Here is a 21,945-nt window from a genome sequence, read left to right as displayed (position 1 = left end):
ATCATGACGAATTCAACGTTAACCATGGATGCAGGTGTTGCCCGCTTAACCCTTAATCGTCCGGACGTTCATAACGCCTTTGATGACCAGTTGATTGCCGAGCTGAATGCACACCTCGACAAGCTTCAGCCGCAGATTAAAAGCGGTGAGGTACGCGTGGTGGTGCTGGGCTCTGAAGGCAACAGCTTCTCAGCGGGCGCGGATTTGAACTGGATGAAGCGCATGGTCAACTACGACGTTGACGACAATCTGGCCGATTCGCGCAAACTCGCCACGCTGATGCATGGCCTGGATACGCTGCCCTGCCCCACGCTGTGCCGGGTTCAGGGTGCGGCCTTTGGCGGCGCTGTAGGTTTGGCCGCCTGCTGCGATATCGTTATTGCCTCCGATAAAGCCAGGTTCTGCCTTTCGGAAGTCAAGATTGGCCTCTCGCCTGCAGTTATCAGCCCCTATGTGCAGCGTGCACTCGGCGCACGCCAGATGCGCCGCTACGCGTTGAGCGCTGAAGTCATCGACGCGTCTACGGCGCTCAGCCTGGGCTTGGCCCATCAGGTCGTTGAACACGGCGCACTGGATAGCGCAGTAGATGCCATGCTGGAAACCCTGCTCGCCGGTTCGCCGCAGGCGCAGCAGGCTACCAAAGCGCTGCTCCAAACGGTCAGCCAGTCGCCTGATTGTGACGCCACGCGCGAACAAACCTGCCAGGTAATCGCCAAGCTACGGGTTAGCGAGGAAGGCCAGGAAGGACTGGCTGGATTCTTTGAAAAGCGTCGCCCCGCCTGGGCTGAAACGCCTCTATCCGGCAATGCCAAGGAGCGCCGCTCATGAGCCATCTAACGTCGTCTGAACCTAACCTGCGTACCACGCCCTTTGACACGCTGCTGATCGCCAACCGGGGTGAAATTGCCTGCCGGGTAATGCGCACCGCACGCCGTATGGGGCTTAAAACCGTTGCCGTGTATTCCGATGCCGATGCCAACGCCCGCCATGTGCGTGAAGCCGATGAAGCCATTCGTATTGGCCCTGCCGCCGCGCGCGAAAGTTATCTAAATATCGAAGCGGTGATTGACGCCGCCAAGCGCACCGGCAGTGGCGCCATTCACCCTGGCTACGGCTTTCTTTCGGAAAACGGCGCCTTTGTAAAAGCGCTCGAAGAAGCAGGGATTACCTTTATCGGGCCACCCGCGTCAGCCATTGCCGCCATGGGGGATAAATCGGCCGCCAAGGCGCGTATGGCCAATGCGGATGTACCGCTGGTGCCGGGCTACCACGGCGATAACCAAGACAATGACCTGCTCCGGGCCGAGGCCGATAACATCGGTTACCCGGTCATGCTCAAAGCCAGCGCCGGTGGTGGTGGCAAAGGTATGCGCGTGGTCGAAAAAAGCGAGGCCTTTCAGGCGGCGCTGGAAGGCTGTCGCCGTGAATCCAAGGCCGCCTTCGGCGATGATCGTATGCTGATTGAAAAATACCTGGTGCAGCCACGTCATGTGGAAGTACAGGTGTTTTGTGATCGCCATGGCCACGGCGTGTACCTGTTCGAGCGCGACTGCAGCGTTCAACGCCGCCACCAGAAAGTCCTCGAAGAAGCTCCCGCCCCCGGCATGACGCCGGAACTACGCACAGCGATGGGGAATGCTGCTGTGCGTGCCGCTCAGGAAATTGGCTATGTGGGCGCGGGCACGGTTGAGTTTCTATTGGATGCTTCGCCAGGCCAAGGCGAGGCGTTCTACTTTATGGAGATGAACACCCGCCTGCAGGTCGAGCACCCGGTGACCGAAATGATCACCGGCCAGGATCTGGTTGAATGGCAGTTGCGGGTGGCAATGGGTGAGTCGCTGCCTTGCACGCAGGATCAATTGACGATCACCGGGCATAGCTTTGAAGCACGCCTTTATGCCGAAGACCCTGATCAGGACTTTTTACCCGCCACGGGGCAGCTTACTCGCTTTGCGCTCGATTTAGCGGGTACCGACTTAAAGGCCGAGCAGGTGCGCCTGGATAGCGGTGTGGAAAGCGGTGATACGGTTTCCATGCACTACGACCCCATGCTTGCCAAGCTGATTGTGCATGGCAGTGACCGGGACGCCGCCCTGGCTACGCTTAACCGTGCGCTAGCGGCCCTCGACATACAGGGCGTGGTCACCAACCGGGCTTTCTTGCAGCGCCTGGCGACTCACCCCGCGTTTAAGAACGTAGAGCTGGATACGCGGTTTATCGAGCGCCACGAGGCTACCCTGTTTGCCGCGCACCACTACCAGCCTGAAGACTATGCCAGCGCCGCGTTACTGGCGTTACACCAGCTGGCTCAGGAGTGCGAAAGCAACTCGCCCTGGGATCGTCATGATGGATTTCGGCTTAACGCGCCGCGCACGGTGCGTATTGCCTTGCATGATCCCAAGCATTCTCAGGCATTGGAGGACGCAAGTCCTCTGGTGATTGTAGAAGGTAAACGACACCCCGGTGATCAGGAGTGGCACCTAACCGTTAATGGCGACGCCGTTAATGGGCAAACCTTTAGCGCCAGCCTTCAACCGCTTATCGGCAATGCCGTGGCAATTACCCTTAACGGACACCGCCGCCGCCTGCAGGCCCAGCGCGATGGCAATGTGCTAATCATGGTCGATCCGCAGGGCGAAACCCGCCTTTACTGGCAGCGCATCGATGCGATTGATCACGGCCAGCACGAAGTGCAGGCGAGCTTTACCGCTCCCATGCATGGCACGGTGGTAGCGCTATTGGTTGAAGCCGGGACGAGCGTTGAAAAAGGCATTCCCCTGATGGTTATGGAAGCCATGAAGATGGAACACACCATAACCGCGCCGACTAACGGCCGCGTGGAAGGTTTCCGCTTTCAGGCAGGCGATACCGTTAGCCAGGGCGATGTATTACTCGATTTCGCCCCTGGCGAATAAGGAGCTTTACCATGGCACTGCGCCCATCCAGCCTACCCCAGCGCGTACGCCTGTTCGAAATGGCCCCCCGAGACGGCCTGCAAAACGAGCCGGGGGCCATGGTGCCTACCGCAACTAAAATCGAGCTGATTGAGCGGCTTGCCAATGCCGGTATCCGCCATATTGAAGCGGCAAGCTTTGTATCGCCCAAATGGGTGCCGCAAATGGGCGATGCGGCCGACGTAATGCACGGCATTAAGCGCACTCCCGGCGTGGTTTACTCGGCCCTTACCCCTAATCTCAAGGGGCTTGAAAATGCGTTGGCCGCAGGTGTTGATGAAGTCGCGGTATTTGGCGCGGCCTCTGAGGCGTTTTCGCAGAAGAACATCAACTGCTCGATTGCTGAATCCCTAGAGCGCTTCGAGCCTGTACTCAAGCGTGCCCAGGAAGCCAATGTGCGTGTGCGTGGCTACGTGTCCTGCGTGCTGGGCTGCCCTTATGAAGGCGATATTCCTGCTGAGAAAGTCGCTCAGGTAGCCAAGGCCCTTTATGACATGGGCTGCTATGAAATTTCCCTCGGCGACACCATCGGGGTGGGTACGCCGCTGGCGGCCAAACGAATGATTGAAGCCGTATCCGTGCAGGTGCCGATCGATCAGCTGGCGGCACATTTTCACGACACCTACGGTATGGCTATTGCCAACCTTTACGCGGTGATGGAAGAAGGCATTAGCGTGATTGATGCCGCGACCGGCGGTTTGGGCGGCTGCCCCTATGCCAAAGGTGCCTCCGGCAACGTCGCTACCGAAGACGTGCTCTACCTGCTGGAAGGTTTAGGTATTGAAACGGGGATTGATTTGCAGGCCGTGCTGGATACCGGCAATTGGATTACCCAGGCCCTGGGCCGCAAGCCGACCTCAAACGTTGCCTTGGCCAGAGGCAGACACTCAACCTAACACCAATCAACGCGACCTGTTCGATCAGACAATAAAAAATACGGAGAGACATCATGGCGCTACATGACCCCAGCCTATCTACCCAAGCCCTGCCCAGCTATGCCAGCAGTACCGCTGACAAACCGCTGATTGGCATGACTATCGGCGATAAATTTGACCAAATCGCCGCGCAATATCCCGATAACGACGCTCTGATTGTGCTGCACCAGAACATTCATTGGCGATATCGCGAGCTTCACGAAGAGGTGAACCGCTGCGCCCGCGCGTTGCTTGCCATTGGCGTGAAGTGTGGTGATCGGGTCGGTATGTGGGCGCCTAACTGCAGCGAGTGGACATTAACCCAATTCGCCACCGCCAAAATCGGTGCCATTTTAGTCAACATCAACCCGGCCTACCGCACTCATGAGCTTGAGTATGCACTTAACCAATCCGGCGCGCGCTTTTTGGTCAGCGCGGATAGCTTTAAAAACTCTAACTATCGCGACATGCTCTATGAACTGGCGCCGGAGCTTAAAACCAGTACGGAAGGCGCGCTTAAATCGCTAAAGCTGCCCCAGCTTGAGTGCGTGATTAACTTAAGCGTCGACAAGCATCCCGGCATGTGGCGCTGGTCAGATTTGATGCTGGAGTCGGCCAAGGTTAGCCAAACCGACGTCAACGATCTGCAAAGCACCCTTCAGTTTGATGACCCGATCAATATTCAATACACCTCGGGCACCACTGGCTTTCCGAAAGGCGCCACGCTTTCCCACCACAATATTCTCAATAACGGCTTTTTTGTGGCCGAAAGCATGGGCTTTACCAGCGAAGATCGCTTGGTCATCCCGGTGCCGCTTTATCACTGCTTCGGCATGGTCATGGGCAACCTGGGCTGTATGACCCATGGCGCGGCGATGATTTACCCCGATGAAGGCTTTGACCCCGGCAAAGTACTCAAAGCCGTACACGAACAAAAAGCCACTGCGCTTTATGGCGTGCCCACCATGTTTATCGCCGAGCTGGACCACCCCGAGTTTGCCAACACCGACCTCTCTTCACTGCGTACCGGCATCATGGCAGGCTCGATTTGCCCGGCCGAAATCATGAAACAAGTCATCAACAAGATGAACATGAAGGGCGTACAGATCGCCTACGGAATGACTGAAACCAGCCCGGTCTCTACCCAAACGGGTGCCAATGACACTATTGAAAAGCGGGTTTCCACCGTGGGTCGTACCCAGCCGCACCTGGAAAGCAAAATCGTTGATCCCGGCAATGGTGCCATCTTACCTCGCGGTGAAATCGGCGAGCTGTGTACCCGGGGCTATAGCGTCATGCTTAAATACTGGAACAACGAGCAAGCTACGCGTGAGGCCATCGACGAATCCGGCTGGATGCATACCGGCGACCTGGCCACCATGGATGAAGAGGGTTATATTCAGATCGTAGGGCGCATTAAAGACATGGTGATTCGCGGGGGCGAAAACGTCTACCCCAAAGAAATCGAAGAGTTTCTGTATACCCACCCGGCGATTTCCGATGTGCAGGTCACCGGCGTACCCGACAAAAAGTATGGTGAGGAGTTGGTTGCCTGGGTAAAACCCAACGCCACGGCGGGAGAGATTAGCGGTGAAGATCTACGTGAGTTCTGTAAAGGCAAGATCACCCACTTCAAGATCCCCCGCTACTTTAAATTCGTCGATGAATTCCCCATGACCGTGACCGGCAAAATCCAGAAATTCAAGATGCGCGAAATCTCGATTCAGGAATTGGGGTTGGGCGACGAGTCATCATTGTGACAATGTCTTTAGCGGCGCATTATCAGCAAGGGCTACGCGATGCCGAGGTGCTAGCGCAGATTCAACGCTATTACCCTGCGGGGCCTACTCTGCATCAGTTAGCACCGCTGGACCAACTTCATATAGGCGGCGTAACGGCCTCCGCCCGGCTGCTCGCCCTGCTGGACCCAGCCCTTCATCTACGGGTATTGGATATTGGCTCGGGGCTGGGAGGATTAATGCGCCAAGGGTCGGCGTTAGGTTTTCACATGACCGGCCTGGACATCACCCACCGTTTTAACGCACTTAATAAAACGCTTAGCACGCTGGCATCTTCTCAGAGCGCCTCGCTAAATTGGGTAACCGGTGATGCTTGCGCCCTCCCCTTTGCCGATAACAGCTTTGATGCGCTTGTGTTTCAGCACAGCCTGTTGAACATGCCCAACGTTAACGAGGCACTTACCGAGAGCTACCGTGTACTGCGCCCCGGTGGGCAGTTGGTAATGCACGAAGTCGTTAGCGGCCAAAATGCAGAGGCCTTGCGCTACCCTGTTCCCTGGGCGGCAACGCCCGTTCACTCCTGCCTGCTTAGCCATGAAACGCTCATTGAGCAATTAAGCTGCTGTGGTTTTATTGTCGAGCATAACGTTGACTGGAGTGATAGAGCGCTGGAGTGGCGTGAACGCCAGAGAAGAAAGGAGCAAACGCCCCGGGCATCTGTCTTGTCCCCCCAATGGGTCTTTGGTGAGCGCTTTATAGAAATGGGCAAAAATCTGGTGTTTAACCTCCAAAACCGCGCAATTAATTTGGTAGAAGTTAAAGCCTCTTGCTATGCTGGTTAGGCTTTGTACGAAAACTGCTTGCGCTCGACCATACGGCGTTAAAAATCAGCTCAAAATACTCATTTACTCATGTAAACTCCGTTTTTTCGCTGATTTTTGCCTTGTCTGGCCTTCGCTCAGCGACTTTTCGTACAAACCCTAAGATAACAATCAAGACCAAGGATGAGGAACATCAATGAAACGCTTGGCTGGGGTACTCCTGTACAGCGTTGTTGGTTCAACCCTACCTTTACTCACCGCTACCGCCAATGACACGTTGCCGGTGATCGCGTATGCCTCACCCAACAGTGAACTCCTGCAACTGGACAATGGTGTGGTGCTGGAAGGCAGCGACTTAAGCAGCCTGGACACCTACACATCAGGCTTTCGAGTAACCGCTGGTTTTAGCCCTTGGCAACTCCCTCAATTGGATCTTGGCGCTGAAATCGCCTACCGCGAAAGCGAAGAAGTTCCGATTGCCTCCAGCATGTCACCAATGATTATGGATACGCTTAGTTTAGGCGGTGCCATTGTAGCGGGCGTACGTATGGGCGCTTTTAGCATGTACGCTAAATCTGGCCTGACCGAGTGGCGCGGCGACACCCATGAGCTTCAGGGTGCAGACGAAGGCGGCACCGCCTGGCTTCAAGGCTTTGGTGCCACCATGACGCTTAACCAGATGGTCACGCGCTTGGAATATGAGCGCGTAGATGCGCCGACGCTAAGCCATCTCAATCAACTCAGCGCCTCGCTGCATTTGCCGTTTTAGGGGCGATTGCTCTTTTTATAGGTTGTTTTTCCACAATCCTGATCGTCAATTGCATCTTGAGCTTTGTAAGCCATGTCTTACAACCCTGTAAGAGATCAACGCCACATACCTCTCAGGGGTTGCCCTCTCCACTCATATCGCTACTCTAAGCCGTCTTATACGTAGCGAAGAATCCAGGGAGCGGTGCAATGGCAGATGGTACAGGTCTTCAATTTACTCTTGCCCTGCCCGGGGCAGACGACACCGCCGTTGTCCGCTTTACCCACCGTGAAGCCCTTTCTGAGCCGTTTTCGCTCTCTGTCGAGTTTGCCAGCCGCGCTCACGACCTTTCGCCTGTCAACTGCCTGGATAAGACCGCTACCCTGACTATTTGGCAGGATGGCGAGCCGCTGCGCCGTATTCACGGCATTGTGAGTGAGTTTGCCCAGGGCGGCCGGGGCCATCGGCGCTCGTTTTATCACGTGGTGATTCGCCCGGCGTTGTGGCGGCTTTCTTTACGCCACAATTCGCGTATTTTTCAGAACGCGGCCCCTTACGATGCGATCACAACACTTGCCGACGAGCGTGGCCTGACGGATATCGGCTTTGCCACCACACGTACCCCGCTCGAGCGGGAGTACCTGGTGCAGTACCGGGAAACCGATCTGGCGTTTATCGAACGCCTGGCCGCCGAAGAGGGCTGCTTCTACTTTCACGAGTTCGAAAACGCCGAAGGTGGCACCCACCGGCTGGCGTTTGCCGATGCCACCGTGGTGCTCCCAAGCGTCGGTGAGCGCACCTACCACGGTCGCGCGGGCGGCACGCCGCCCCGGCGCCATCTGCGTAAGCTGCGCCAGGTCAGCCGGGTACGCCCGGCGTCTGCCATGCTCAAGGACTACACCTTTCAAAACCCGGCCTACGCCCAATTGCATGAACATCAGGCGCCGGGGCTAGGTGAGCACGCTCAGCGTGAGGATTACGAACACTTCGACTACCCGGGCCGCTATAAGAAAGATGGCTCCGGCAAGCCGTTTACCCGCCACCGGCTGGAATCCCTGCGCGCCGATGCGTTGGTGGCCGAGGCCGAAAGTGACCTGCCCGAACTGGCACCGGGCCTCTGCTTCACCCTGACCGACCACGACGTGGAGAGCCTCAACCAGGACTGGCAGGTACTGGGTGTAGTGCATGTTGGCGAGCAGCCCCAGGCGCTGGAAGAGGACGGCATGGCGCGCGGTAGCGCGACGTCAGACCAGGCTAGCGAGCAGATGACCCGCTACCACAACAGCATCGAGCTAATGCCCCGGGACCAGACCTGGCGCCCCACGCCCAACCCCAAACCCCGCGTGGACGGCCCCCAGGTGGCGTTTGTGGTCGGCCCGGAAGGCGAGGAAATTTACTGTGACGAACACGGCCGCGTAAAAGTACAGTTCCCCTGGGACCGCTACGCCGAACCCAATGAAACCGCCAGCTGCTGGGTGCGCGTGGCTCAGGGCTGGGCAGGCGGCGGCTACGGCAGTATTGCCATACCGCGCATTGGCCACGAGGTGATCGTTTCCTTTCTGGAAGGCGATCCGGACCAGCCGCTGGTCACCGGGCGTACCTATCACGCGGTGAACACCGCCCCGTACCCGCTGCCCGAGCACAAGACGCGCACGGTCATTCGCACCCAGAGCCACAAGGCCGACGGCTTCAACGAACTGCGCTTTGAAGATGAAGCGGGTGAGGAACAGATCTGGCTCCACGCCCAGAAAGACCTGGAACTGCTGACGCTCAACGACCGCACTGAAGAGATCCGCCGCGATAGCCATCTGAAGCTGCACCGCAATCGCTTGACCGAAATTCACAACGACGACCACCTGACGGTGCATAGCAACCGCCATACGCAGATTAAAGGCGCACAGTACTTCAGCATTGAAGGCTCCCTGCATGTGAACACAGGCCAGGCTTGGCTAAGCGAAAGTGGTCGTGAGCTGCATATAAAATCAGGCCAAAAGGCCGTGCTGGAAGCCAGTGATGAAATCACACTGAAAGCAGGCAGTAGCTTTATCAAACTAGATGCCAGCGGCGTCACCATCGTAGGACCCGAGGTGCGAGTCAATTCGGGGGGTAGCCCAGGCAACGGTAGTGGACAACAGTCAAAAGCGCCCATGAGTCCTGGTGAAACAACCCCTGAGGTAAGCGATGATGCCACCCTGGAACCTCATCAAAGCCCCCTTCTAGAAGACGCCGTAGTCGCTTCAGTGGGTTGGGCAGCCAATCAAGCGCTAAATGAAAACGAGGAGCCTGAAACAAGTTTTAAAGGGAACGAAGAGATTGAAGAAGAGGCCACGCTAGACGCCGCGCTTCACGAAAAAGCTCAACGCTGGCGATGCCGCCAGGGTCAAATAACGGCTGCAAGGGAGCAAGCCTCTGCATTGCCTGAACGTAATGACCAGCGTAGTTCTCTGCTGGCAAGTGCAGCACGCTTTGAACGTAATAATCTGGCCGTCGAACACGCCAGGCTGGCTCAGCATATATATGACCCTAGCCAGCCCCCGCCAGTGGGCTGGGAAGATGTGAGTAATAATGTACAAGTGCTTAAACGAGCAGACATTAGTTCCCTTAAAGAGTTAAAGCCTGATAACAGCGACTTTCGGGCAGGCATGTACGTAGCCAACTCAGAAGTTTTTGGTAACGTATTTGAACCAGCGCTGGTTTTTAAAGGCACTACATCAAGAGAGGATTGGCTCAACAATATTGCCCAAGGACGTGACCAATATTCCGATTATTATAAGCGGGCTGTCGAGCTAGGAGATACAATCAAACGCTCTGGCGCAAAGGTTCATATTACTGGACATTCTTTAGGTGGTGGTACAGCATCAGCTGCTTCGCGTACAAGTGGCATGGATGCTACTACTTTTAATGCTGCTGGCCTGCATCCCAATACTGTTGAACGGTATGGGGGGCCATTGCATACCTCCGCGCAAGAAAATATCACTGCTTATCGAGTTAAAGGCGAGGTTCTGACTTCCTTACAAGAAAACAGGTTGAGCTCAGGTTTCGCCATACCGAACCCTGTAGGATGGATTCACGAAAAACTTGCTGAAAATCTTCCGAACGCTGTTGGAACCCCGCATGAATTACCAGGACGCGGCATCAATCGCATCGACCGCCATAGCATGGCGCAAGTGATTGAAGGGCTTGAAGTGCAAAAGTCTTTCGATCAGCGCAATCTTGCCGAAGCCACTGGACATCACTGCTGATCGGAGGAAACAGTGATATGCGCATTACAGGCCAAAATATACGATCAGGTTTCATATTACTTGTAACACTATTGTTGACCGGTTTAGCTGTAGCTAGCTACCAATCATTCAACGGAGCTTCCATGTCTCGTTCCTATACCGCTACTGACTTCTTTCAGGGCCCTCAGTTAGAAATGGCCGAGGCCATTGAACGCAATGATATGGAAGCCTTGCGCCAAGGAGCCGAGCAAGGCATCGACCTTCACGCCCGCGGCGACAAACAGATCACCTTGATGTGGTTTGCGTTGCTACAGGAGAATACCGACGCCATCCGAACGCTGGTCGAGCTAGGTGTACATCCCAATGAAAGCCCCGTTGAGGGCGGCGGCACGCCTCTTGGCCAGGCTATTCAAAAGACCGACACCAAGTATCTTAAGGCCATGCTGGACGGCGGATTATCATCCAATGATTCAGTGGATAATGAGGGAAACGATACTGACTATCCACTGATTTTTAGTACCATTACGAGTGGTACGCTGGAACATGTAAAATTACTGATTGAGTACGGAGCAGATATAAATTATAGGCTTCACGAAGGAAATGGTAAAAGTGCATTTGATCATAGTACGTTAGGCACAAGACCTGAAATCGCTATTTACTTACTTGAACAGAGCTTAGAGCCGAACATTCGCCTTAGCACAGGTGCTACCACTGCTTGGGGAGTTTATTTAAAAACTCAAGATCTTCAATCTGGGCCTACACGTGACCAATTTATTCAACTACGCGATATGATGATCGAGCGCGGTGTAAAGTTTCCTCCACCTTCGCCTGCTGAAGTACGTGAACAAATGCGTGCCGAGGGTTTAACACCTGTTGTGCCTTTTGGTCATGAGCGTTAGCCGGTACGCTTATGGCCCTATCGTTTTGATAAGCGTGCTCTTGCTGGGCTGCTTCATGTTTGGCTGCCAACCATCCAGCGGCGTTTCCATGACCCGTTCCTATACCGCTACCGATTTCTTTCAGGGCCCCCAATTAGCAATGGCCGAAGCCATTGAACGCAATGATATGGAAGCCTTACGCCAAGGGGCCGAGCGGGGCATCGATCTTCACGCTCGAGGTGATAAACAGATCACCTTGATGTGGTTTGCGCTGCTACAGGAAAATACTGACGCCATTCGAACGCTGGTCGAGCTAGGTGTACATCCTAATGAAAGCCCCGTTGAGGGCGGCGGCACGCCTCTTGGTCAAGCTCTTCGAAAACCCGGCACTGAGTATCTCAAAGCCATGCTGGACGGTGGGTTATCCCCCAATGATTCAGCGGGCAACGATGGCAACGATACAGGCTACCCGCTTATATTTAGAACCCTTACAAGTGGTACGTTGGAGCATATTAAATTACTGGTGGAACGTGGCGCCGACATAAATTACCGACTTAATGATGGAAAGGACAGCAGCCCTTTTGATAGTAGCGCAACAGGCACTAAACCCGAAATCGCCATGTATCTACTTAAACAAGGCGCAGAACCAAACATCCGACTACCTACAGGTGTCACAACAGCTTGGCGAATTCATAATCGTCTTTCAAATCGAAGTGGCCCTGTACGTGAAGGGTTCGCCCAGGTCCGAGATATGATGATCGAACGCGGCGTTGAGTTTCCTCCGCCCTCACCGCTAGAGGTACGTGAGCAAATGCGTGCCGAAGGACTCACACCTGTTGTGCCCAGTGGCCTTGAACGTTAACCATTACGCTTATGGCTCTATCGTTTTGATAAGCCTGCTCTTATTGGGCAGCTTCATGGTTGGCTGCCCACCATCCAGCGGCGTTTTTATGACCCGTTCCTATACCGCTACCGACTTCTTTCAGGGCCCTCAGTTGGAAATGGCCGAAGCCATTGAACGCAATGATATGGAAGCCTTGCGCCAAGGGGCCGAGCACGGCATTGATCTTCACGCTCGAGGTGACAAACAGATCACCTTGATGTGGTTTGCGCTGCTACAGGAAAATACCGACGCTATCCGAACGCTGGTTGAACTAGGTGTGCATCCCAATGAAAGCCCCGTTGAGGGCGGCGGCACGCCTCTTGGTCAAGCTCTTCGAAAACCCGGCACTGAGTATCTCAACGCCATGCTGGACGGCGGGTTATCTCCCAATGATGCAGCGGGTAACGATGGCCGCGATACCGGCTATCCACTTATATTCAGCACCCTTATAAGTGGTACATTGGAGCATATTAAATTACTGGTGGAACGTGGCGCGGACATACATTATCGGCTGGACGATGGAAAAGGCAGCAATCCCTTTGATAGCAGTACACTAGGCACGAAACCTGAAGTAGCCATGTATTTACTTGAGCAGGGCGCTGACCCTACTATCCGTTTAAGCACGGGGGTTACACCAGCTTGGGGCGTTCATTTAAAAATCCAGGATATTCAGCCTGGTCCTATGCGTGACCACTTTATTCAGCTCCGCGATATGATGATCGAACGCGGCGTTGAATTTCCTCCGCCCTCACCGCTAGAGGTACGTGAGCAAATGCGTGCCGAAGGACTCACACCTGTTGTGCCTTTTGGTCATGACCGTTAGCCGGTACGCTTATGGCTCTATCGTTTTGATAAGCGTGCTCTTGTTGGGCAGCTTCACGTTTGGCTACCCACCATCCAACGGCGTTTTTATGACCCGTTCCTATACCGCTACCGACTTCTTTCAGGGCCCCCAATTAGCAATGGCCGAAGCCATTGAACGCAATGATATGGAAGCCTTACGCCAAGGGGTCGAGCGGGGCATCGACCTTCACGCTCGCGGCGACAGGCAAATTACCTTGATGTGGTTTGCGCTACTACAGGAAAATACCGACGCTATCCGAACGCTGGTCGAGCTAGGTGTACATCCCAATGAAAGCCCCGTTGAGGGCGGCGGCACGCCTCTTGGTCAAGCCCTTCGAAAACCAGGCACTGAGTATCTCAACGCCATGCTGGACGGCGGGTTATCTCCCAATGATTCAGCGGGTAACGATGGAAACGATACAGGCTACCCGCTTATATTCAGCACCATTACAAGTGGTACGTTGGAGCATATCAAATTACTGGTGGAACGTGGTGCCGACATACATTACCGGCTAAATGATGGAAAAGGCAGCAGTCCCTTTGATAGCAGTACAACAGGCACTAAACCTGAAATAGCCATGTATTTACTCGAGCAAGGCGCTGATCCTAATATCCGTTTAAGAACGGGGGTTACACCTGCCTGGGGCGTTCATTTAAAAATTCAAGATATTCAGCCTGGCCCTATGCGTGACCAATTTATTCAGCTTCGCGATATGATGATCGAACGTGGCGTTGAATTTCCTCCGCTCTCTCCGATAGAAATGCGCGAGCAAATGCGTGCCGAAGGACTCACACCTGTTATTCCTCGTGGCCATGAGCGTTAACCGGCACGCTTACTGCTCTATCGTTTTGACAAGTGCGCTCTTGTTGGGCAGCTTTATGGTTGGCTGCCCACCATCCGGCGGCGTTTTCATGTCCCGTTCCTGTACCGCAATATCTGTAATTTTGTAAGCAATCTCTTACAACCCTGTAAGAGATCAACGCCACTTGCCTCTCAGGGGTTGCCCTCTCCACTCATGTCGCTACTCTAAGCCGTCTTATACGTAGCGAAGAATCCAGGGAGCGGTGCAATGGCAGACGGTACAGGCCTTCAATTTACTCTTGCCCTGCCCGGGGCAGACGACACCGCCGTTGTCCGCTTTACCCACCGCGAAGCCCTTTCCGAACCGTTTTCGCTCTCTGTCGAGTTTGCCAGCCGCGCTCACGACCTTTCGCCTGTCAACTGCCTGGATAAGACCGCTACCCTGACTATTTGGCAGGATGGCGAGCCGCTGCGCCGTATTCACGGCATTGTGAGTGAGTTTGCCCAGGGTGACCGCGGCCACCGGCGCTCGTTTTATCACGTGGTGATTCGCCCGGCGCTGTGGCGGCTTTCTTTACGCCACAATTCGCGTTTTTTTCAGAACGCGGCCCCTTACGATGCGATCACAACGCTTGCCGACGAGCGCGGCCTGACGGATATCGGCTTTGCCACCACGCGTACCCCGCTTGAGCGGGAGTACCTGGTGCAGTACCGGGAAACCGATCTGGCGTTTATCGAACGCCTGGCTGCCGAAGAGGGCTGCTTCTATTTTCACGAGTTCGAAAACGCCGAAGGCGGCGCCCACCGGCTGGTGTTTGCCGATGCCACCGCGGTGCTCCCAAGCGTCGGTGAGCGCACCTACCACAGCCGCGCGGGCGGCACGCCGCCCCGGCGCCATCTGCGTAAGCTGCGCCAGGTCAGCCGGGTACGCCCGGCGTCTGCCATGCTCAAGGACTACACCTTTCAAAACCCGGCCTACGCCCAATTGCATGAACATCAGCCGCCAGGGCTAGGCAAGCACGCTCAGCGTGAGGATTACGAACACTTCGACTACCCGGGCCGCTACAAGAAGGATGGCTCCGGCAAGCCGTTTACCCGCCACCGACTGGAATCTCTACGCGCCGATGCACTGGTGGCCGAGGCCGAGAGCGACCTGCCCGAACTGGCGCCGGGCATTTGCTTCACCCTGACCGACCACGACGTGGAGAGCCTCAATCAGGACTGGCAGGTACTGGGTGTAGTGCATGTTGGCGAGCAGCCCCAGGCGCTGGAAGAGGACGGCATGGCGCGCGGTAGCGCCACCTCGGATCAAGCGGGCGAGCAAATGACCCGCTACCACAACAGCGTCGAGCTGATGCCCCGCGACCAGACCTGGCGCCCCACGCCCAATCCCAAACCCCGCGTGGACGGCCCCCAGGTCGCGTTTGTGGTCGGCCCCGAAGGCGAGGAAATTTACTGCGACGAACACGGCCGCGTAAAAGTACAGTTCCCCTGGGACCGCTACGCCGAACCCAACGAAACCGCCAGTTGTTGGGTGCGCGTGGCTCAGGGCTGGGCAGGGGGCGGCTACGGCAGCATTGCCATACCGCGCATCGGCCACGAGGTGATCGTTTCCTTTTTGGAAGGCGATCCGGACCAGCCGCTGGTCACCGGGCGTACCTATCACGCCGTCAACACCGCCCCCTACCCGCTGCCCGAGCACAAGACGCGCACGGTGCTGCGCACCCAGAGCCACAAGGCCGACGGCTTCAACGAACTGCGCTTTGAAGATGAAGCGGGCGAGGAACAGATCTGGCTCCACGCCCAGAAAGACCTGGAGCTTCTGACACTCAACGACCGCACCGAAGAAATTCGCCGCGACAGCCATCTGAAGCTGCACCGCAATCGATTGACCGAAATTCACAACGACGACCACCTGACGGTACACAACGACCGCTTTACCCAGGTAAAAGGCGATGACCATCTTCAGGTGGATCAGACCCGCCACGAGTTCTACGGCGATTCGCAGCTGTTGGAAGTGGGCCGTGAAGTGCACTACAAGGCAGGTTCTCAGGTCGTGATCGAAGCCGGGGCGGAGATCACCCTCAAGGCCGGCGGCAGTTTTGTAAAACTCGATCCCAGTGGTGTGACCATTGTGGGTTCGCAGGTGAAAATCAACTCCGGCGGCAGCCCGGGCCGTGGCCAGGGGCAGGCGATCGTGCTGCCCCGCCTACCGGGCGAAGCGGAGCCGGAAGAGAGCGACGACGTCACCCTCGAGCCGCACCAGACGCCACTGCTGAGCAGCGACATTGCCGCGGCCACGCCCCTGGCGCTGGAGGACATCGACATCACCGATGGCCTGGCCGACGACTGTAGCGCCTGTGAACCCGCCGTCGGCAGCCCGGTGAACCCGCTGTTAGGCGCCAAGCTGCTCCCCGCCGAAACCGATTTTGCGCTGCCCGCACCACGCCCTTTTGTGTTCAGCCGTGGGTACCTCTCCAGCAACGCACGGATCGGCGTACTCGGCCAGGGCTGGTCATTGCCCGGCGAAAGTCTGGCCATTACCCTGGAAGATGACGCCTGCATTATCCACGACGCCCAGGGGCGACAAATTACCTTTGGCCCCCTCGACCCCGGTCAGGCGCGCTTCTCGCCCACCGAACAGCTGTGGATACGCCGTGGGGGCACAGTAGTGTCTCAAGACCACGCAGTGGATAACGATCCCCGCTGGCAGGCGCTGGACGAGACGCTGCGCGACGACCCCGAACGCATCGTGCTCAGCGATACCAGCGGTCTTTACTACGTGTTTGCCCGCCCCGAGGAGGCCAGCACACGCTGGCCGCTAATCGAAGAGCGCGACCGCAACGGCTATACCACGGCGTACCAGTGGGACAATGGCGTGTTGGTACGCGCCATCGACAGCGCCGGGCGTCATTATCAGTTCGTCTACGATGCCCTGCTGCCCAGGCAGGCCGACGATGCTGGCCAGCGCCTGACCGGCGTCACACTGGTGCAGGACCATGACGGCAGCGCTCAGGACGACTGGCTGGTGCGCTACTCGTTCAGCGCAGCCGGTGACCTGCTCGCCGTACGCCACCGCCATGGCGAAGTGGTGCGCGAGTTCGAGTGGCAGGATCACATGCTGATTGCTCACCGCGTGCCCGGCGGTATGGAAGCCCGCTACACCTGGGACCGCCACGCCCCGGACGGCCGCGTGGTCGGCCAGCAGGAAGTGGGCGGCCTTGCCCGACGCTACACCTATCACGTCGATCACACCCAGGTCACCGACAGCCTGGGCCGTGAAGAGCAGTACTACTTCATGGGCAGTGGCCCCGGCCAGCGCTGGACTGCCCACACCCGTGCTGACGGCTCACGCATCGAGTTTCGCTACGACCGCGCCGGGCAAAAAGTCGCCACGGTGGACCCGCTGGGACGTGAGACGCTGATCGAGCGCGACAGCAATGGTCAGGTGATCGGTCAGGTCACGCCGGATGGTCAGCACTGGACCATGGAGCGCGATGCGCTAGGCAATACCGTGGGCATGGAAGGCCCCGCCGATCAACAGTGGCAGGTTGAACGTGACGAACGCGGCAATCCCGTGACGGTTAGCGGCCCCGAAGGCACCACCACGTTCGCCTACACCGACGAGCGCCTGCCCGACCGCCCCACCACGGTCACCGATGCGGTGGGCGCGACGCACCAGCGCGAGTGGAGCGCCCTGGGCCAGGTCACCGCCCAGATCGACTGCTCCCAGCAGCGCACCGAGTACGATTACGACCGCCACGGCTACCTGGCCAGCGTCACGAATGCGCTAGGCGAGACCACCCGCACCCAGCACGACGAGCGGGGGCAGCGGATTGCCACCCAACAGCCCGATGGCCTCTACTGGCACCACCACTATGACCCGCAAGGTCGCCTGGTCGAGCTGGAAGGCCCACAAGGCTTCCGCCAGCAGTTCTTCTTTGACGACCACGGCCGCCCGGCCCAGCGCATCGAGGCCGACGGCAGCCACCAGTTCACCGCCTATGACGACATCGGCCGCCTGAACGAACTCACCCTGGGCAACGGCGCGGTCTATCGCTTTGCCTATGACGACATGGACCGCCTGGCCAGCGAGACCGGTCCGGACGGCCGCGAGCAGCAGTACCGCTACGATGAAGCGGGCCAGTTGGTCGAGCGTATTGAAACCAACCGAGCAGGCCCGGATGGTCAGCCGCTGGCTACGCGCTATGAGTACGACGCCGCCGGACGACTTGTAGCGCGCCATCTGCCCGCCACCGAGTCTGCCCCGGCAAGCGCCGAGCAGTACCAGTGGGGCGTTAACGGTCAGCTCACAAGCGTGACCAGTGATCACGGCGAGGTCACGTTCGCTTACGACCACGCCCAGCGGCTGGTCGGCGAGCAGCAGCGCCATACGTCCCTTGAGGGCGGCCAAGCCTGGCAGTGGCAACAGCAGCATACCCTGACCGCCAACGGCGCCCCGCAGCAGAGTCAGTTCGGCGACCTGCCCGCAATGAACTGGCATACCTACGGCAGTGGCCACCTGCACGGATTGAGCGCGCCGGACCTGAATCTTGACATCGCCCTGGAACCCGACGCCCTGCACCGCGAGACTCAGCGCCGCGTCAGCCTTGGCAGTGGCGACCAGACTCAACCGCTGATCCTGGAGCGCGGCTACACCAACCTCGGCCAACTGGATCACCTCACCCTGCGCGGCGCGCAAGCCAACGGCGGCCAGCAGTACCAGTACGACGCCCTGGGCCGCATGAGCTTCCGCGCCCTGCAAGGTGAACGATCCAAAGTGATTGCGTACAGCTATGATGCCGTCGGCCGCCTGACCGGCAGCCAGCACGGCGACCAGGCCCACCGCTACGCGGTAGACGCCGCCGGTAACCGCCTGGATGGCCAGCAGGCGCTCTCCGACAACCGCCTAAGCCAGCTCAACGGCACTCGCTATCGTTACGACGGTGCGGGCAACATGATCGAGCGGCAACAACCGGACGGCGAGCGCCTGACGATGGGCTACGACGGCGCCAACCGTCTGGTACAGCTCACCCACACCAGCGCCTACGGCCATACCACGGAGGCCGCCTACCGCTACGATGGCCTGGGCCGCCGGATCAGCAAGACCGTGCGCCACACCAACGGCACCACCGCCACCACCCACTACGGCTGGGACGGCGACCGCATCGTGCGGGAAGAAAGCGATAGTCAGCGCTCGACCATCGTCTACGAGCCGGGTAGTTTTGTGCCCCTGCTGCGTATTGATGAGACCCAACAAGGCCAGGCGCTCAGCGCCTTCGTCACGGATGCGATTGGTACACCGATGCAGCTCGTGGCTGCTAACGGCGACATTCAGTGGCAGGGCCAGCCTGATGATTGGGCGGCGGTAAAGAACGTTCGCGGCAGTGCGAGTCAGCCGATTCGCTTTCAGGGCCAGTGGCATGATGAAGAAAGCGGGCTGTACTACAATCGCCACCGGTACTATGATCCGCAGCAGGGGCGGTATATTAGTCAGGATCCGATTGGGTTGAGGGGTGGCACTAACTTGTACGGGTATGTGTCCAATCCGACGGGGATGGTGGATCCGCTGGGGTTAGAAGTTGTTGGGACATTTGACGTTTCAACTGGTGATTTAGTTCTAATTGATAGCAATACTGGCATAGAAACAAGGGGAGTATTCCAATCCGGAGGAAAGCCTTTTGGTAAGCCTATACCCGATGGAGAGTATGACATCCTAGAACATCCTGACCCAGATTTTTTTCGTTTAGAATCCCGAGATTCAAATTATGGCGATGATATTCACGAAGAGTCTGGTAGAGATTTATTTCGACTTCATAGGCCGGGCATGACTATTGGTTGTATAGCAGCGACTGATGCTAGCAACTGGTTGACAGTGAGAGAAGCTGTACTTTCTACAGCAACTGACTCAGTAACAGTAAACTCCAAGAGTCGTAATCCATTTGGCCCAAGAAAAGAGCAACTAAGAAGATATGGTCGTATCACAGTGATGGGGAATGATTAATATGTACTTTGCGCACTTGCTCACTTGCTTAACTCTAATTTTATATTGCTATTTTGGTTTAGATAAACTTTTCCACTGGTTGTGGTTTGCTATAAAATTCAACTCATTTTCATATGTTATTTATATCAATAAAAATTTAGCAGCCTTATACATAATGGTTGGAGTAACATTAATAACTGCAACACATTGGCATTTCCATGGAGAATATAATATCTATTTAAAAACCTGTGTAGCTATTTCTTTATTCGTAATATTAGCAACTCTTTTAATGCTACTAAGTGGCAGGTATCATGTTTAGCCTGAGGTTTAAACGAATGGAGCAATTTAGCTCTTTGGATCATATGATAAAGGCAAGAGGAACGTTGTTTACCGGGCTCTTTAGGTAATGTTTCATGGAAACCAAACCCCCTGTGAAAATATTAGTCTCAGTTTTCTGTTTCTTTTTATGGTCAGGTTTATTTCTATACAGAGAGTATTTCGCGGCATGGATGATAATCTTATTCTTATATCCTCAAGTAATGGGAGTACCGATAAATGATAGCTTTTGAAAAGTAATATTTTTTATAAGCCTTTATTTTTCTGCTTTTGCATCGGTGATACTTGACTATTATAGTTAAATTTTCCCGATATCTTAAACAATAGGTATGTGTAAGAGGCCGGATGATAGATTAAATCATAAGAGCTATCCTCTGTTGGCAGCACGTGACCTCATTGCTTACTTTATTCAGGAGCAGCGAGATGGACATTAAGCTACATAAGACAGCGACCACTACCCCACGCATTCGCCGCGAGATCCAACAGGCTCCCGCCTCGATTAGCGATAGTGAATTAGCGCCGCGTTATCGTGTTTCTTGCCCCACGATTGCCCGGTGGCGCTATCGAGAGACGCAACATGATCTGCCTCACACACGGCACAACTTGCTCACGACGCTATCTCCTGCCCAGGAAGAAATTGTCGTGGCCCTGCGGGAATACCTGCGGCTGAGCGTCGACGATCTGTTGGTGGTCGCCAGAGAATTCCTGCACCCGGATCTCTCGCGTTCCGCCCTACAGCGCCTGTTGAAACGTCGTGGCTTACCCAGTCTCGCGGCCCTGAAAAAGCAGGAGAAAGCGGATCAAGCTCCGACTCATAAGCCTTTCAAGGCCTATACGCCGGGATATATCCATGTCGACGTTAAACACCTCCTCAAATGCCCGACGAGAACCGCAAGCGTTACCTTTTCGTGGCTATCGATCGCGCTACCCGCTGGGTCTATCTTGAGGTACGTCAACATCAGTCCGCACAAGATGCCGACGTTTTTCTACGCCATGTCCATCAGCGTGCGCCCTTCAAGATCAAGACGCTGCTCACCGATAACGGCAAGACATTTACTGATCGCTTTACTTCCGGCGGTGAACGGGAGCCCAGTGACAAGCATAAAGTCGATAAGTTCTGTCGCCAGCATGGCATTGATCATCGGCTGATCACGCCCTATCGGCCTCAAACGAACGGCATGGTCGAGCGCTTTAATGGCCGTATAAGCGACGTCCTGAACACACACCGGTTCGACTCTCTGGAAGACCTGGAAACCACGCTCAAACGTTATAACTGGCTGTACAACCACCACATCAATCAAAAGGCCTTGCACCATCGGTCCCCGATTGGTGCAATGAAGCAGTGGCAGGCTGATAGGCCCGAATTATTTTGGAAGCGCGTAATTAATCATGCGGGACCCGACAATCCGGCGGGTGCGGTTGATCCGTTGGGGTTGTTTCAATCAGCCATGGGCAGTTTCAGTTCCGCATATGGCCGACAAGCGTTAGCACACGCTGCACCATCCCCTTCGCCAGTCCAAGGCGGCCAAGTAATAACAGGTGGAGATTATAATCCAGGTATTTTAGGCTCGATATTTCCAACACGCATGTCAGCGTTATCTAAAGATGCCAATCATGGAAGAGCACTAAGGTATCAGGGCGCAACACGTAGTGATATTACTCTTCCTGCCGCATCAGCCGCTTTAGCAGCGCCAAGTGCTGGTAGTGCATTAGCGACTGGCGCTAACCAACTCAGCTTAAGAGCTATGTGTAGCGTTGCAACTGTATCGCCAGGGGCGGCTGTGGGAATAGCTAATCCGGCTGTGCAAGGGGCGGCGTTAGAT

11 protein-coding genes and 3 pseudogenes are annotated in these 21,945 nt (G+C 56.1%); all 14 read left to right on the top strand.

The annotated features are described in order from the left end of the window. Window positions 1–3: 3 nt before the first annotated feature. Window positions 4–828 carry an enoyl-CoA hydratase/isomerase family protein gene (locus INT20_RS01580; RefSeq protein WP_193054113.1) on the top strand — a complete coding sequence of 275 codons (825 nt, stop codon included), beginning with the start codon at window positions 4–6 and terminating at the stop codon, window positions 826–828. Then, entirely contained in the window at window positions 825–2,915 is a 2,091-nt protein-coding gene (locus tag INT20_RS01575; RefSeq protein WP_193054112.1) for an acetyl/propionyl/methylcrotonyl-CoA carboxylase subunit alpha, read from the top strand. Before INT20_RS01580 ends, INT20_RS01575 begins: the two co-directional genes overlap by 4 nt. A gap of 11 nt (window positions 2,916–2,926) precedes the next feature. Further along, window positions 2,927–3,850, top strand: a complete 924-nt coding sequence (locus INT20_RS01570) for a hydroxymethylglutaryl-CoA lyase (RefSeq protein ID WP_193054111.1) — start codon at window positions 2,927–2,929, stop codon at window positions 3,848–3,850. A 53-nt stretch (window positions 3,851–3,903) separates the two neighbouring features. After that, a complete protein-coding gene (locus INT20_RS01565) occupies window positions 3,904–5,628 on the top strand; it encodes an AMP-binding protein (protein WP_193054110.1) in 1,725 nt (574 codons plus the stop codon). A gap of 2 nt (window positions 5,629–5,630) precedes the next feature. Beyond that, the gene (locus INT20_RS01560) at window positions 5,631–6,449 is read left to right on the top strand and encodes a class I SAM-dependent methyltransferase (protein WP_193054164.1); all 819 of its coding nucleotides are present in this window, start codon (window positions 5,631–5,633) and stop codon (window positions 6,447–6,449) included. A gap of 175 nt (window positions 6,450–6,624) precedes the next feature. Next, window positions 6,625–7,197, top strand: coding sequence for a hypothetical protein (locus INT20_RS01555; RefSeq protein ID WP_193054109.1), 573 nt, complete (start codon window positions 6,625–6,627; stop codon window positions 7,195–7,197). Between the two features lie 188 nt (window positions 7,198–7,385). Next, window positions 7,386–9,395, top strand: a pseudogene (locus tag INT20_RS01550) (type VI secretion system Vgr family protein); the annotation flags it as partial. A 1,145-nt stretch (window positions 9,396–10,540) separates the two neighbouring features. After that, window positions 10,541–11,296 (top strand): ankyrin repeat domain-containing protein, encoded by a 756-nt coding sequence (locus tag INT20_RS01545; RefSeq protein ID WP_193054941.1) that lies wholly within the window; start codon window positions 10,541–10,543, stop codon window positions 11,294–11,296. Window positions 11,297–11,384: 88 nt separating this feature from the next. Then, window positions 11,385–12,137, top strand: a complete 753-nt coding sequence (locus INT20_RS01540; protein ID WP_193054940.1) for an ankyrin repeat domain-containing protein — start codon at window positions 11,385–11,387, stop codon at window positions 12,135–12,137. 88 nt (window positions 12,138–12,225) lie between these two features. After that, window positions 12,226–12,981: an ankyrin repeat domain-containing protein gene (locus INT20_RS01535; protein WP_193054939.1), complete on the top strand. Its 756-nt coding sequence runs from the start codon at window positions 12,226–12,228 to the stop codon at window positions 12,979–12,981. Window positions 12,982–13,069: 88 nt separating this feature from the next. Next, window positions 13,070–13,825 carry an ankyrin repeat domain-containing protein gene (locus INT20_RS01530; RefSeq protein ID WP_193054938.1) on the top strand — a complete coding sequence of 252 codons (756 nt, stop codon included), beginning with the start codon at window positions 13,070–13,072 and terminating at the stop codon, window positions 13,823–13,825. 246 nt (window positions 13,826–14,071) lie between these two features. After that, window positions 14,072–16,111: pseudogene (locus INT20_RS18005) on the top strand (type VI secretion system Vgr family protein); the annotation flags it as partial. A gap of 75 nt (window positions 16,112–16,186) precedes the next feature. After that, window positions 16,187–19,807: an RHS repeat-associated core domain-containing protein gene (locus INT20_RS01525; RefSeq protein ID WP_319643841.1), complete on the top strand. Its 3,621-nt coding sequence runs from the start codon at window positions 16,187–16,189 to the stop codon at window positions 19,805–19,807. Between the two features lie 738 nt (window positions 19,808–20,545). After that, window positions 20,546–21,525 (top strand): annotated as a pseudogene (locus INT20_RS01520) (DDE-type integrase/transposase/recombinase); the annotation flags it as partial. Window positions 21,526–21,945 lie beyond the last annotated feature (420 nt).

This window comes from Halomonas citrativorans, assembly GCF_014898005.1.
Classification (GTDB): Bacteria; Pseudomonadota; Gammaproteobacteria; order Pseudomonadales; family Halomonadaceae; genus Vreelandella; species Vreelandella citrativorans.
The sequence above is the reverse complement of the archived record's forward strand: the minus strand, read 5'-3'. Positions and strand labels throughout refer to the sequence as shown.

Coding starts and splice junctions, on each gene's coding strand:
- INT20_RS01580 (WP_193054113.1), top strand. CDS start 4: ATGACGAATTCAACGTTAACCATGGATGCAGGTGTTGCCCGCTTAACC.
- INT20_RS01540 (WP_193054940.1), top strand. CDS start 11,385: ATGACCCGTTCCTATACCGCTACCGATTTCTTTCAGGGCCCCCAATTA.
- INT20_RS01530 (WP_193054938.1), top strand. CDS start 13,070: ATGACCCGTTCCTATACCGCTACCGACTTCTTTCAGGGCCCCCAATTA.
- INT20_RS01545 (WP_193054941.1), top strand. CDS start 10,541: ATGTCTCGTTCCTATACCGCTACTGACTTCTTTCAGGGCCCTCAGTTA.
- INT20_RS01535 (WP_193054939.1), top strand. CDS start 12,226: ATGACCCGTTCCTATACCGCTACCGACTTCTTTCAGGGCCCTCAGTTG.
- INT20_RS01560 (WP_193054164.1), top strand. CDS start 5,631: ATGTCTTTAGCGGCGCATTATCAGCAAGGGCTACGCGATGCCGAGGTG.
- INT20_RS01570 (WP_193054111.1), top strand. CDS start 2,927: ATGGCACTGCGCCCATCCAGCCTACCCCAGCGCGTACGCCTGTTCGAA.
- INT20_RS01575 (WP_193054112.1), top strand. CDS start 825: ATGAGCCATCTAACGTCGTCTGAACCTAACCTGCGTACCACGCCCTTT.
- INT20_RS01555 (WP_193054109.1), top strand. CDS start 6,625: ATGAAACGCTTGGCTGGGGTACTCCTGTACAGCGTTGTTGGTTCAACC.
- INT20_RS01565 (WP_193054110.1), top strand. CDS start 3,904: ATGGCGCTACATGACCCCAGCCTATCTACCCAAGCCCTGCCCAGCTAT.